The following is a 14,045-nucleotide window of genomic DNA, read 5'->3' on the forward strand; positions in this document are numbered from 1 at the left end:
CGCTCTTATGCTCCTGTGCCCAGGTGGCGGAATTGGTAGACGCACCAGCTTCAGGTGCTGGCGATCGCAAGGTCGTGGAGGTTCGAGTCCTCTCCTGGGCACCATCCCGCACGTTCGGGAGCGAGCAAATCAGCGCTTCTTGGGCGCTTCGTCGACATTCTGGGACAGATTCTGGTCGAGCTGGCGCGCCTTCTCCTCCAGCTGCTTGCTGGTGTCGTCGTAGCGCTCATCGAAGGTCCGCCGGTCGCCGCACCCGGCGAGCGCCACCAGCACCGCCCCGATTGCGACCATCCGCATCAGTAGGTCTTCCGGTAGCGCACGTTGACGTTGGTGCTGTTCGATCCCCCCGCCTGGCTGAGGATCGACAGGCTCCGGCTCAGCGTCACCTCAAGCTGCGTCGCGGTGAAGCCGCGGGCGTCGGTCACCACCTCGAGGTAGATGTCGTCCCCGATATACTTGCCCGCCGCGAGCGCGGTGCCGCGGCCGGTGGTGTCGTCGGGCCCGAGGATCCGAAGCCGGTCGACCCCGGCGATCTGTCGCAGCTTGCCGAGCGGGTTGAGGCCGCCGCCGCTGCTCCGCAACGTGTTGAGCGAGGCGGCGAGCTGGACCGCCTGGATCGCCGACAGCTGGCCGACGCTGTTGCCGAATAGGATCCGGCTGACGATCTCGTCCTGCGGCAGGCCGGGCGAGCTCGAGAAGGTCACCTTGGGGTCGAGCGCCGAGCCGCTGACGTTGACCGTCACGTCGACGTCCTCGATCGTCTCGAGCGCGCTCAGCGCGATGGTGGCGTCAGTGGTCGCCCCGCCGGCGAAGCGGATCCGCCCTTCCTGCAGGGTGAAGGAGCGGCCGGCGAAGCCGAGCGTGCCGCGGACCAGTTCGACGTTGCCGGCGACGCGCGGGTTCTGGCTGGTCCCGGTGACCCTGAGCTCGGCGCTCCATTCGCTCTCCAGCCCCATCCCCGAGACGTAGAGCTCGTCGGGCGCACGGATGGTGAGGTCGAGGCGCACGTCGCCGAAGCTTGCGGCGGCTGACGCTGGAGCGGCATCGCCGGTGACCCTCGGCCGGCCCCTCGGCGGCTTGAAGCGGACCCCGGTCAGCTCGGGGACCTGAGCGCCGCCCTGGCGGACGACCTGGTAGCGGGTCGCGGGCAGTCGCACCGTCCCGGTCAGCAGCGGCGCCTCGTTGGCGGCCTTGACCAGGCGGACATTGCCGGTGGCGCTGACCCTCAGCGCGTCGCTGTCGGCAAGTCGGGCATTGTTGAGCGCGAGGTCGAAGTTGGCGGGATAGCCGCTTGCGGCGGCAAGGCTGACATAGCCGCTGCCGGTCACCGTGCCGCTTCCCGCATTGGCGGTCAGCTGGTCGATCTGCAGCCGCTCGCCGGTGAAGCGGCCCTGCACCGCGAGATTGGTGAGGCGGGTCCCGTAGGTCGCGTTGGCATAGGTCAGGTTGCGGCCGCGGACGATGCCCTGGAGCGAGGGCTGCTCGACTCGCCCGCCGAAGTCGGCCGCGACGCCGAGCGGACCGCTGAGGCTCTGGTCGGTCAGTCCGGCGAGCGAGAAGAGTGCGTCGGCCGGTCCCGAGTAGCGGATCCCGCCGCGCAGCGGAGCGCCCGCGATCCGCTCGGTCCAGCTGCCGCCACCGACCGGGACGATCGCGGCCTGGACCCGCCCGACCACGGTGCCGCGCGTGCGCATCACGGCGTTGAGGGTTCCCGTTCCGGGTGCCAGTCGGGCGATGAGGTTGACGTCGAGCGGCCGGCTGACCGCGGCGGCGGTGGTCCGGGTGAAGTTGCGGATCGCGAGGCTCGCGTCCACCGTCGGGAAGGCTGAACCGACCTGGGCGAAGTCGACGCTTCCGGTCGCCCGGCCGCCGACCCCCAGCCCTGGGGCGAACAGATTGACGAGGCTCATGTCGACCCCGTCGATCCGGCTCTGCAGGCGCAGCCCGCGGCCGTAAGTGCCCGACAACCGCATGCTTCCGCGCTCGAGCAGGAGCCGGGTCGGGAGAAGCTCGTAGCTGCCGCTGCCGGGGACAATGCGGGCCGGGCTGTCGGTCCGAACGTCGATCCCGTTGACTCGTCCGCGCAGCGCCGCGCGCCATAGCCGCGGCTCGAGCTGGCTGTTGAAGGCGAGGCGGAAGGGCACTCCGCTGTTGCCCTCGGCCAGCCCGCGCGCGAATCCGCGCCCACCCTGGTAATTGACGATGGTCCGGAACGCCGACAGCTCGGTGGAGCCGAAGCGTGCCCGGGCGAGCTGCGCGTCGGCGACGATCTCGGGCTGGTCGTAGAGGATGATCCGGGCATCGACGATCGCGGCGCCGACGGCGATCCCGGCCGGCTCGGGCAGGACCGCGTCGCGGGCACGAAGGTTGACGATCGCCTGCTGGTAGCGGCCCGCCGCGGCGAGTCGGACGAGGCCGTAGATCCCCTGCCCGCGCGCGTTGAGCTGCCCGGCGTAGGGCCCGGCGCCGGTCTGCCGAACCCGTCCGTCGACGGTGATCCCGGCCAGCGTCGCGCGGCGGATGTCGATGGTCAGCGGACCCGCGGCGGTCTGGACCGCGACGTCGGCGGTGAAGTCGCCATAGTCGCTGCGCCCGCGGGCGATGACGAGATAGGCGTTGCCGGCGCTCCGGATCTCCGCCCGGAGTCCGGCGATCCCCAATCCGAATCCGGGCCGGGCGGCGGTGACGATCGCGCGCGGGCTCGAGACGGTGCCGGCGACCTGCACCCCGACCGGGCCATATTGCCGCGAGACTCCGCTCGCGGTGAGCGCGATCTGGCCGCTCGGCGCATAGCTGCCCCGGCCGTCGGTGACCCGGAGCTCGGGCGCGTTCAGCCGCAGCCGCGAGAAGCGGATGATCCCGTCCGCCCCGTAGGCGACATCGCTCGATGCGACGAGGTTGCCGCCGAGGAAGCTTCGAAGCCCGTCGTTGAACAGCCGCGTCGACTGTGCCCGGATCCGCCCGACGAGGCCAAAGCCGCCATTGCCTAGCGTCTTCACGTCGGCGTTGGTGGTGATGTTGAAGATACCGAGGCTGTCGATCCGATAGTCGTTGATCCGACCCTCGATCGCCCCGGTGTAGAGGCCTCGGGCGACGTCGGCGAGGACGATCGCCTTGGCGTCGATCCGGTCCGAGCGGATGCGGATGTTGTCCGACACGATCCGCGGCCAGTCGACCGCGAGGTCGCCGTCGAGGCGGACGTTGCGGAGAGACCCTCCGGCGGCGACGTCGAGCCCGGTGATAGCCCGCGCGGTCGCGGCGATCGGAACGATTAGCTGGGTCCGGTCGAACCGTGCCACGCCGCGCGCGTCGAGGCCCTGCAGTCCCATGTCGTTAAAGGCGAGCGTCGAGGCGGTCACGCGATAGTCGACGGTCGGGCGGCGGATCGCACCCGACAGGCCGGCGACGACGCGCAGGTCGCGGCCCGCGAGGTTCGGCGCAAGCGCGCCCGGCTTCAAAAGCGCGAAATTCACCCGCATCTTCTCGAACCGATCGCGGCCGAGGTCGGCGACGCCGTTTGCGACCATCGTGAAGGCATCGCTCGAGGCGCGGGCCGAGAGGTCGGCGCGGCGATTGGCCCAGGTCGACTGGACCGCGATGGTGGTGATCGGGCCGAGCAGCGCCGCCGTCGAGCCCTCGGCCAGTCGCGCGATTCGGGTCGGACCGCGCACGGCGAAGGTGCCGTCGCGCGCGCTCAGCCCGAGGCGGGCCAAGGCGGCATTGTCGAGATCGACCGCGAGCTGGCCATTCCACTGCTTCCAGTCGCCGGCGCCCTGCAACTGCAGGCGCGCAGGCCTGGCGATCCCGGTCAGGCGCGAGATCACCCCGTTGGCCGGTGCACTGACGAAGGCGGCGAGCGCGAGCCGGTTGTCGTCGGGCACCGCGTCGAGCTTGAGCAGCAGCCGATCGCCCCCGGCGCGACCTTCGACCCCCAGTGCCGCAGCCTCGAGGTTGACCAGCGCGCGGCGGTCGGCGATCCGCGCCTTGCCGTCGACATAGCCGATCCGCCGCTCGCCCGTGACCGCAGGCTCGAGGATCAGGCGGTCGATCCGGAGCCGCCCGATGCTGATGTCGAGGTCCGGCAGGATCGGGCCGTCGCTGGGCGGAGTGGCGGTGAACTCGGGCAGCCGCGAGAGGGTCGCGGTCGGCGCGGTCAGGCTGCGGATGTCGACATGGTTGTTGAGATAGTCGAACGGCCGCCAGTCGAGCCGCACGACCGGTGCAGCGAAGAAAACGCCCTTGGGATCCGACAGGGTGAACTGGCGGATCGTCAGGTCGCCCGTGACCGACCCTTCGATCCGGCCGATCCCGATCTTCATCCCGTTGGCAAACTCGAGCCCGGCGATCCGTTCGGCGATGAAGCGACGCCCGCCGTCGGTGTTGATCCCGACCGCCACCGCCAGGACCAGCAGCGCGGCCGCGACCACCAGCCCGAGCAGGATCTTGGCGATCCGCAACGGCCAGTTGACGCGGTGGCGGACGATGATCCGCTCCTCGCCCACGGGCGGAACGGCACCTGGGGCGGCGACGGCCTCGCTCATCAGAAGGCCTGGCCGATGGAGATATAGACGTTGAAGCGGCTCTCGCCCTTCTTGCGGCCGAGCGGCGTGGCGACATCGAGCCGCAGCGGTCCGAAGCTGGTGTAGTAGCGCCCGCCGACGCCGATCCCGGCGCGAAGCCCCGAGAAGTCGGGAACGCGCTTGTCATAGACCTGCCCGACATCGACGAAGCCGACCGCCCCGAAGTCGCCGAAGCGGTAGCGAACCTCGCCCGCGGCCTCGACCAGGCTCAGTCCGCCGAGCGGTCGGTTGTCGGGGTCCTTGGGGCCGAGCTGCTGGAAGCCGAACCCGCGGACCGACCCGCCGCCACCGGCGTAGAAGCGGCGCGACGGGGCCAGGTTGAAGCGATCGATCCCGAGCGTCGTGCCGAGCCGTCCGCGCGCCGCCACCACCAGGCTGTCGCCGAACGGATAGTAGGCGCTGCCGTCGAGCTGGCTTCGCAGATAGGGGCGGAAGCCGTCGCGGAGCGCGCCCTCGGGCTGAACCAGGATCTGGGCGCGGAAACCGCGGGTCGGATCGAGCAGGCTGTCGGTGCGATCGAAGCCGAGCTGACCGCTGAGCCCGCCGATGAGGAACTTGCGCTTGAACCGTCCGGCGCGGGCGAAGTCATAATCTTCCTCGACCGTGCCGAGGATCTCCGCGCCAATGCCCCAGGTGATCGTCTTCCGCCAGATCGGCGTGCTGTCGTAGCTCAGCCGGGCGAACAACCGCCCGGTCAGCGCATTGAACGCGTCATAATTGCTGCGAAGCGCCTCGATCCCGGCCTGAAGCGTGCGGTCGCGCTTGCCCGCGTTCGAGCGGCGGAAGATCGCCGAGGCGCCCAGTTCCTTTGTTCCCGCAACGGCGGAGGCGATCAGCGCGCCCTCAGGCGGGAACAGATTTCGGTGGGTCCAGCTGGCCTCGACCCGAAGCCCCTGCCCGGTGCCATAGCCTGCGCTCGCGGCGAGCGTGCGCGGCGGGCCAGCATCCTGGGTGACCAGCATGACGACGTTTTCGGTGCCGTCGGCGTTGGCCTGGTTGGTCCGCTCGGCCTCGACCGCGACGGTGGCGAACAGCCCGGTAGCGACCAGTGCCTGGCGGAGGTCGTCCACGTCGCGGCTGTCGTACAGCTCGCCGCGCTTGAACCGGGCGAGCACCTCGACATGGCGCACGTCGAAGGCAAGGTCGCCGACCGTGCGGAAACCGCCGAAGCGGGCTCTCGGGCCGACGGTGATTGGAAGCGTATAGTCGCCGAGCTTGGTGTCGGGATCGAGCAGCACGTCGCGCTGGCCGACAGTGGCAAAGGGGTAGCCCTGCTGCGGAAGGACCACGGCGACATTGGCTTCGGCGCCCTGGATCCGCTCGGCGACGATCGGCTCGCCGAGCTTGAGCGGAAGGTTGCTGGTGACGAGGTCGGCGGGAACGGTGGGGCCGGCCTGGAGCGCGATGCTGCCGATCCTGTAGCGCTCACCCGGGGCCACCAGCAGGACCGCCGTCGCGGGCCGCACCGTGCCTTCGGTGACTGCCGGGTCGATCCGCGTCTGGACCGCGGCATCGTACCAGCCCTCGGCCTGGAGGATGCGCTGGACGAGCCGGCTGTCCTCGGTCAGCCGCGCCGACAGTTGCGCCTCGTTGGCCGCCTTGCCCTTGCCATCCTCCAGCGCCGACAGCTCGTCGAACTCGCCCCTGAGGCTGGTCTCGGTCGCGGCGTCGGCCTGCTCGAGGCCATCGACCCGAACCGCGTAGCGAAGCTCGGCCGCGGCGGTGCTCGGCTCGGGCTGGGCAAGTTCCACCTCGCGCACGTCGAAGGTCGCCAGCGGCGGAAGCGGCGCGGCGATCTCCGGATCGGCGCTCGGCGCCACGTCGGCGGCTTCCTGCGCACGCAGCTTCTGCTCGAACTCGGCGACGCTCTCGAGCGGCTGGGCAAGCGACGGATCGTCGGGACCGAGCGGGGGCGCTTCCTGCTCGACCTCGCCCTGGCAGACGATGGGCTCGATCTCGGGCAGGTTCGCGCCCGCCGGCGGGGCCGGCGCGGCGGTCGACGTCTCGGGCGGGCAGACTGGGCGCTCGGGCGCCGGGGGCGCGATCTGCGCCGCGGCCTCGCTCGCCATGGCACCAAAGAGCAGCATCGCGGACCCGGTCAGGAGCGATCGTGTCAGGCGCTGCAGTGATCGATTGGGCAAAAGGGCGCTCTCGGCAACGGGCATGGACGATGCCGAGCAGGCACCGGGCTGTCGTGTCGACCCTAACGCGACTGATCAGCGCGGCAAAGGTTGCAGCGCCGCCACGATCCTCGCCGCTTCTTGTTCCACTTGTTGCTCCAATGTCACCATTTCGACCCGACCGGTTCGGCCGGAAGGTAGCGGCGGAGCAACACCCGCACGTCGACCTGCGCCTTCATCCGCGCGGCGAGCAGTGCGGTGCCGCTGATCTTGCGCTGGACGAACAGCAGCTCGGCCGGCGGCAGGTGCCAGCTCGCCTTGTCGGCGGCGATGGTCATGCCCTCCTCGCGAAGCACCTGGAGGAAGGCGCGGTCGCCGAAGTCGAAGGCGCCGGGGCGGTGCAGCTCGGCAAGGACGATGGCCACCATCCGGTCGAGCGCCTGCGGATGCCGCTCGGCCGCGACCGCGCCGAGGAAGCCGGCCGCGACCGCGCCTTGCTTGATCGCCGCCGTATCACCCTCAAGCGCCGAGCGGAGCAGGCGCGCATAGCCCTGCTGCACCACCCCGGCGACCGGCTGCGCCGCGCCGAAGTCGAGCAGCGCCAGCCGCCCGTCGTCCATGATCCGGTAATTGGCGAAATTGGGATCGGTCTGCATCACGCCGAACTCGAACAGTTCGCGCAGCACCAGTCCGACCAGCCTCTCCATGACCTGGTTGCGGCGCTCCTGCGGCGCCTCGTCGAGGCTCTCGATCGGACGGCTCTCGAGGAACGTCATCGCCAGCACCCGCGAGGTGCTGAACTCCTCGTCGAGGGCGGGCACGACGAAGTCCGGGTCGCCCGCGAGCAGCTCGCCGAAGCGGTGCATCTCGCGGCTTTCGCGACGATAGTCGGATTCGCGCGCAAGCTGCGCCTTGGCCTCGGCCAGCAGCGGCGAGAGGTCGAGCTCGGCGGGGATCAGGCCCGACACGCGAAGTAGCGTCGCGACATTGTCGACATCGGAGTCGATGCTCTCCGCGACGCCCGGATATTGCACCTTGATCGCGAGCACCCGCCCGTCGAGCGTCTCGGCTCGGTGGACCTGGCCAATCGACGCGGCGGCGATCGGATGGGCCTGGAAGCGGCCAAAGCGGCGCCGCCAGTCGGCGCCCCATTCGGCCGCGAGTACCTTCTGCAGCTGCGGTGGCGGCATGTGGTAGGCATTGCTTCGCAGCCGGGCGAGGATGTCGGTCAGCTCGGTCGGTAGGAAGTCGCCGGCATCGAGCGAGATCATCTGCCCGAGCTTCATCGCCGCGCCGCGCAGATGCGCCAGCCGGTCGGCGACCCGGTTGAGGTTGCCCGGCGTCAGCAGCAGGTCGCGCACCTTCGGCCGCTCGCCCTGCCCCAGCCTTCGCGCCCCCTCGGCCAGCATCCCGCCCGCAAGGCCGCCCGCCAGCCTTCCGAACTGGCCGGCGCGGGCCATCCGCGAGCGCGGCACCGAGCGGCCGCCGCCTTCCTCCTCGCTCACGAGGCGAGCAGCCGCTGGAGCCTCGGACGGACGACGAGGAAACGGACGTAGGCGCGCTCGAGTAGCGCAAGCACCTGCCGATTGCGGGCGAGCAGCCCGAGCGGGCGGAGCAGCGGAATGGCCCGCCACATCGCGGCGAAGGCCTCGGCCCCGCTCAGCAGCCGGTCACCCTCGCGGGCGTGGAAGCGGGCCAGCAGCGCGCTTCGGTCGATCGGGCAGTCGGCGGGCCCATCCTTGGCGACGTCAGTGAAACGGATCCGCCCGGCCCGGTCGAGCCGCCGCATCAGGGCGATCTCACGTACGCAGAGTGGACAGGAGCCATCGTACCAAACGGTCAGCATGGCCCGCATATAGGAATCCGCGCCGGGGGAAGAACCCGGACCTTAGGCGAACAGCGAGGCGAGCGCCTGGGCCAGCTGATCCCGCCCATAGGGCTTGGCGATGACCACGACCTCGCCGGTCCAGTCGACCCCGCCCTCGGCATAGCCGGTCGCGAACATGAAGGGGATTCCTCGTTCCTTGAGCAGGTCGGCGACCGGGAAGCTCGACACCTCGTTGAGGTTGACGTCGAGGATCGCGCCATCGAGCTCTTGGTTGGCTGCCAGCACGAGCGCGTCGGCGAGGCGGTGCGCGGGGCCGACCACCTCGTATCCGAGGTCGGACACGATGTCCTCCAGCGCGAAGGCGATCATCGGCTCGTCCTCGACGAGCAGGATCCGGCGGCGCTCAGTCATCGACCGGCATCGGCGCATTGACCTCGCACAGCACGCCGTCGGGTTCGAAGTGGATGACCACGCTTCCGCCAAGCTCGGCAGACAGGCCGCGCTCGATCATCCGGCTGCCGAAGCCGCGCCGCTCGGGCTCGTGGACGACCGGTCCGCCCCGTTCCTTCCAGCTCAGCCGGAGGCGGCCGTCCTCGTTCTTCCAGCGCACCTCGACCTTGCCCGTCTCGTTGCTGAGGCTGCCATATTTGAGTGCGTTGGTCGCAAGCTCGTGGATCGCCATGGCGATGCTCACCGAGACCTTCGGCGAAACGAGGATATCGCCGCCATCGAGCGTCAGCCGCTCATCCTCGCTCCGCACGGTCGTGAACGTGTCGCAGATCAGCCGGCGGAGCGGCACCTTCTCCCATCGCTCCTGGGTCAGGATCCCGTGCGCCGCCGACAACGCGCCGAGCCGCCCTTCGAACCGCGCCAGCGAGTCCGCAGAGGCATGGTCGCCCTTGAAGCTCTGCTGGGCGATGCTCTGGATGATCGCCAGCAGGTTCTTGGCGCGGTGGCTGAGTTCGTTGATCAGCAGCCGCTGGTGGGTCTCGGCCCGCTTGCGGGCGGTAATGTCCTGAAGCGCGACGATCGCGATCTCCGCACGACCTTCGTCGTCGAGCACCGGTGCGGCCTGGGCGAGCAGGTGAACCACCGCTCCGCTCGGCCGACGGTAGCGCATCTCCTCGTTAATCACCGTCTCGCCGGAGGCGACCGCGCGATAAAGAGGGTAGCGCTCGGCAGGCATTGCGCGTCCGTCTTCGTCGATGCCGCCATAGCGGCTGTAGGTCTCGGCCCCGTCCGAGATCAGCGGATGGCCGAGCATCTCCTCAAGCGCCTGATTGTAGAGGAAGATTTCCCCCCCGGGCGCACGCGCAATCGCGACCCCGACCGGCATCTGGTCGATCACGGCGCGAAGCTGCTCCTCGCTCCGGCGGACACGCTCGACATTCTCGCGGCGCTCGTCGACGTCGATCACCGATCCGACAAACCCCAGGAACTTGCCCGATCCGTCGAAGCGCGGAGCGGCGGCGTCGATGCACCAGCGCAGCTTGCCATCGGCACGGCGCACGCGAAAATCGGTCTCGTAGCGGACATGGGCTTCGTTGGCGGCGAGGAAGGAACGCTCGGCGCCCGGCCGATCCTCCTCGTGGACCGCGTTCAGCCAGCCGAAGCCCTCGCCTTCATGCTGCTCCTGCCCGGTGAACTCGTACCAGGTCCGGTTGAGGTAGGTGCAGTAGCCGGTCTCGTCGGTGACCCACAGCATCACCGGTGTCTGGTCGGCGATGTTGCGGAAGCGGTCCTCGCTTTCGCGCAGGATCGCTTCCGAGCGAACCCGGACGATGTGCGCCCAGCTGCGCTCGGTCGCCTCGGCGACCAGCGACAGCTCGTCGGCGGTCCAGTCGCGCGGCACGTTCTGGTGCACCGCCATCATCGCGGCGAGCTTGCCGGCGCGGACATAGGGCATGCAGATCGTCGCCTGGATGCCGATCGACAGGAACTTGGCGCCTTCGACCTCGCCCAATTCACCGATGACGTCGCGCAGGACGAGTGCGCGGCCCGCGCGCATCGCCCGTGCCGCAGTCTCGCCAAAGGCATCGAGCCGGTAGTTGCCGACGATGCTCTGGGCGCCCTTGGCCGACCAGTCGCCGCGGATGGTGAAGGCGTCCTGGTCGACCTCCATGTCGGCATAAGCGACCACCGAGGCGTGCATATGCTCGCCGATCAGCCGCGCGGTGACCGCCATGATCTCGTCGGGCGCACCGATGTCGCCGATCTCCTGCGACAGGCGATCGAACAGGCCGAGCCGATCGGCGCGGGCCTGCATCGCGCGCTCGGCCGCAACCCGATCGGTGGTGTCGTTCACGATGGCGAGCACGCCGGCCGGCTTGCCGTCGTCGCCGAGCACCGGCGAATAATCGAGGTTCATCGCCACCGTCTCGGGCTCGCCGTGTCGATGCAGGACCAGCTCCTGGTCCTTGAACGACAGGGTGCCGCCGGCCAGCCCGACCTTCATCACATGGTCGTTGAAGTCCGCGACCTCGGGCCAGCCCTCGCGCACCCGCGATCCAAGAAGCTGTGGATGACGGCCGCCCGCGAACACCGAATAGGCGTCGTTGTAGAGCATGATGCCCTCCTCGCCCCAAAGCATCACCATTGGAACAGGAGAACGGAGAAGAAGTCCCGTGGCCGCCTTCAGGCTCCGCGACCACAATTCGACCGGTCCGAGGCTGTCAGACCAGTCGCGTGATTTGATGAGGGCGCCACATTCGCCACCGCCGTCGAGAAACACAGGCATCGCAACCCGCTAGCGACTTGTTCGAGCGCCGCAAAGACGTCTTTGCCTGCGAGGCGCCATTGGCCTAGCCTTGCGCCATGGCATCCTACTCCCTTGATGGCGTCGGCCCGACGATAGCGCCGGGGGCGTGGGTCGCCCCGTCCGCCGACCTCATCGGCGACGTCCGGCTCGAAGCCCGGGCAAGCGTCTGGTTCGGCGCGGTGATCCGCGCCGACAACACGCCGATCCTCGTCGGCGAGGACAGCAACATCCAGGACGGCGCCGTCTGTCACAGCGATCCCCACGCGCCGCTCGTCATCGGCCGGCGGGTGACGGTCGGCCACCAGGCGATCCTCCACGGCTGCACGATCGGCGACGGCGCGCTCGTCGGAATGGGTGCCCGGGTACTTAATGGCGCCTTCATCGGCGAGCGCTGCATCGTCGGCGCGGGCGCCCTCGTACCCGAAGGCAAGACCTATGAGGGCGGGCAGCTGCTGGTCGGAGCTCCGGCGCGGGTCGTCCGCAGGCTTACCGAGGAGGAACTGCAGATGCTCGAAGCGGGCGCGCTCCATTACGCGCAGAAGGCGGCGCTCTACGCCGACCGACTGCGGTTACAGTCCTGACACTTGGCGGCGCCTCCGCTCGGGCCCACCTTGCCTCCATGATCGACATCCGCCCCTTCGCCACTCTCGGCCACGCCGACCATGGCTGGCTCGACGCCCGCCATCATTTCTCCTTTGCCAACTACCATGATCCCGCCCGCATGGGCTGGGGCAGCATCCGAGTCTGGAACGACGACAGGATCGCGGGGAAGTCGGGCTTTCCGCCTCATCCCCATCGCGACATGGAGATCATTACCTATGTCCGGACCGGCGCGATCACCCACCAGGACAGCATGGGCAACAAGGGCCGGACCGCTGCCGGCGACGTGCAGGTGATGAGCGCCGGGACCGGCGTCACCCATGCCGAATATAATCTCGAGGACGAGCAGACGACCCTGTTCCAGATCTGGATCGAGACCGACCGGCCGGGTTCTCGCCCGAGCTGGGGCGCGATGCCCTTCCCGAAGGACGCGCGAGACGGCAGCTTCCAGCTTCTCGCGAGCGGCGATCGCGACGACGGCGCCCTCGATATCAATGCCGATGCGCGGATCATGGGGGCCACTCTTCGCGGCGGCTCCACCCTGACGCTCGAAGCGGATCCGGCCCGGCATCTCTATCTGGTCGCCTCGGCCCCGGTCCGGGTCAACGGCGTGGCCGCCGGTGCCCGCGACGGGATCGCCGTCACCGGCGAAGCCCGGCTGACGATCGAGGGCGATGCCGACGCCGAACTGGTGCTGGTGGACGCTCGCTGAGCGCGCCGCCGCTTGCCGATGCGGGCTTGCTGGTTCAATAGGCGCTTCCCTATCCATCAAAGCGCCGATGACCTGCAGACCCGTGCCGCGGACCATTTTCCTTGCCTGCCTCCTGCTGCTTGCCCCGGCCCTGCCGGCGGCCGCGCAGAATACGCAGGCCAATGTCGTCACTCCGGCGCCGCCGCCCCGCGAAGGAACGGTCGGCCCCGAGCAGTTGCGCGATTTCTCGCTCCCCGGCACCCGCAGGCCTGACACTCAGCCCGCGACCGAGACTCCGGCACCGGCGACCACGGCTCCGCCGTCAACGCGGACCCCGGCGCCGGCTCCGCGCCCGGCACCGGCCACGACGGATGCTGCGCCCACGCGGCGCTCGGAGTCGGTGGCGCTTCCGCCGGCGGCCCGGACCGAGCCTACCCCCGTGGTCGCCCCGCCGCAGCAGCAGGTCACCGTCGGCCTGCCCGAGCCGGTCGCGGCCCCGACCCCGGCGCCCGTCAGCGATCTCGCCACCCCGAGCCTGCCCGTCGGCGATGTCGCGCCGCCTCCCGCCGACGACGTCCCGGCCTCGGTACCCGAGAGCGGCGCCGCCTGGTGGCCATGGGCCCTCGCCGCAGTCGCGGCGGGCATCGCGCTTGCCCTCTGGCTCCGCCGGCGCGGGCGCGAGCGGGACCTCGAGGATGCCGACGACGGCCTGGTGCTCGCGCCGGTCGGCCTTCCCCGCGAACGTTCGCCCACCCCGGTCCCGCCAGCACCGGCACCAACCCCAGCCCCGGCTCCTGCCCCTGCCCCGGCTCCGCCGCTTCCGACCGGCATGGTCACCAGCAGGCTTCGCACGGCTCCGCCTCCTCCGCCCGAGGCTCAGCCCTCACCGACGCCCGCGCCGCAAGCCGCGCCGCTACCGGCCGGTGGGATCGTCAGCACCCGGCTTCGGCCATGGATCGATCTCGACCTCGCGGTCAGCGAGATCCTGCTCGACGAGACCCAGGTGATCATCCGCATCGCCATCGTGCTCGCAAACGGCGGGACGGCCGCGGCGCGCGACGTCATCGTCGAGGCGCTTCCGCTCAATGCCGGCGACAACCAGGCCGCCGAGCTCGCCGCTTATTTCGAGCGCGCGGCAAGCACTGACAGCGGCCTTGCCGAGCTTCCGCGCGGCGCCGCAACCGAACTCACCCACGAGATCCGCATCAACCGCGCCTCGATCCGCGAATACGAGGCGCAGGGCCGGCGCCTGTTCGTGCCGATCATCGCCTTCAACGTCAGCTATCGCTGGGGTGGCGGCACCGGACGGACCGGGTCGGCGTTCCTCGTCGGACACCAGAAGCCTGGCTCGGACCGCCTCGCCCCTCTCGTCCTGCAGCCGGGTGAAGCGCGGCTTGCGGGTCTCGGCGCCAAGCGGCTCGACGAGGCGGTCCGCCGATAGGGACAAGCGTTGACAGGGCGGCGGTGC

General features: G+C 70.0%; 10 protein-coding genes and 1 tRNA gene. 4 read left to right on the forward strand and 7 right to left on the reverse strand.

The window, feature by feature from the left end:
- Positions 1-17: 17 nt before the first annotated feature.
- Positions 18-104 (forward strand) — tRNA-Leu (locus ABD727_RS12430).
- 25 nt (positions 105-129) lie between these two features.
- Here the strand turns inward: ABD727_RS12430 and ABD727_RS12435 are convergent.
- From ABD727_RS12435 to ABD727_RS12465, 7 genes are all read right to left on the reverse strand, one after another.
- Positions 130-297 carry a hypothetical protein gene (locus ABD727_RS12435; protein WP_344707702.1) on the reverse strand — a complete coding sequence of 56 codons (168 nt, stop codon included), beginning with the start codon at positions 295-297 and terminating at the stop codon, positions 130-132.
- On the reverse strand, positions 297-4,541 hold the full coding sequence (locus ABD727_RS12440) for a translocation/assembly module TamB domain-containing protein (protein ID WP_344707703.1): 4,245 nt from the start codon (positions 4,539-4,541) through the stop codon (positions 297-299). The genes ABD727_RS12435 and ABD727_RS12440 overlap by 1 nt, the downstream gene beginning before the upstream one ends.
- Entirely contained in the window at positions 4,541-6,649 is a 2,109-nt protein-coding gene (locus ABD727_RS12445) for an autotransporter assembly complex protein TamA (RefSeq protein WP_344707704.1), read from the reverse strand. Before ABD727_RS12445 ends, ABD727_RS12440 begins: the two co-directional genes overlap by 1 nt.
- A 215-nt stretch (positions 6,650-6,864) precedes the next feature.
- Complete coding sequence (locus ABD727_RS12450; RefSeq protein ID WP_344707705.1) at positions 6,865-8,205, reverse strand: ABC1 kinase family protein; 1,341 nt, start codon at positions 8,203-8,205, stop codon at positions 6,865-6,867.
- Positions 8,202-8,555, reverse strand: a complete 354-nt coding sequence (locus tag ABD727_RS12455) for a thiol-disulfide oxidoreductase DCC family protein (protein ID WP_344707706.1) — start codon at positions 8,553-8,555, stop codon at positions 8,202-8,204. Before ABD727_RS12455 ends, ABD727_RS12450 begins: the two co-directional genes overlap by 4 nt.
- Before the next feature lie 33 nt (positions 8,556-8,588).
- The gene (locus ABD727_RS12460) at positions 8,589-8,939 is read right to left on the reverse strand and encodes a response regulator (protein WP_344707707.1); all 351 of its coding nucleotides are present in this window, start codon (positions 8,937-8,939) and stop codon (positions 8,589-8,591) included.
- A complete protein-coding gene (locus ABD727_RS12465; protein WP_344707708.1) occupies positions 8,932-11,265 on the reverse strand; it encodes a PAS domain-containing sensor histidine kinase in 2,334 nt (777 codons plus the stop codon). Before ABD727_RS12465 ends, ABD727_RS12460 begins: the two co-directional genes overlap by 8 nt.
- Positions 11,266-11,342: 77 nt before the next feature.
- On the opposite strand from ABD727_RS12465, the gene ABD727_RS12470 reads away from it, so the two are divergent.
- The 3 genes from ABD727_RS12470 to ABD727_RS12480 all read left to right on the forward strand — a co-directional run bounded on the left by ABD727_RS12470 (position 11,343) and on the right by ABD727_RS12480 (position 14,018).
- Entirely contained in the window at positions 11,343-11,867 is a 525-nt protein-coding gene (locus ABD727_RS12470) for a gamma carbonic anhydrase family protein (RefSeq protein WP_344707709.1), read from the forward strand.
- 38 nt (positions 11,868-11,905) lie between these two features.
- Positions 11,906-12,598 (forward strand): pirin family protein, encoded by a 693-nt coding sequence (locus ABD727_RS12475; RefSeq protein ID WP_344707710.1) that lies wholly within the window; start codon positions 11,906-11,908, stop codon positions 12,596-12,598.
- 82 nt (positions 12,599-12,680) lie between these two features.
- The gene (locus ABD727_RS12480) at positions 12,681-14,018 is read left to right on the forward strand and encodes a hypothetical protein (RefSeq protein ID WP_344707711.1); all 1,338 of its coding nucleotides are present in this window, start codon (positions 12,681-12,683) and stop codon (positions 14,016-14,018) included.
- Positions 14,019-14,045: the final 27 nt, after the last annotated feature.

The sequence above is a fragment of the Sphingomonas swuensis genome (assembly GCF_039538045.1).
GTDB classification, from domain to species: domain Bacteria; phylum Pseudomonadota; class Alphaproteobacteria; order Sphingomonadales; family Sphingomonadaceae; genus Sphingomicrobium; species Sphingomicrobium swuense.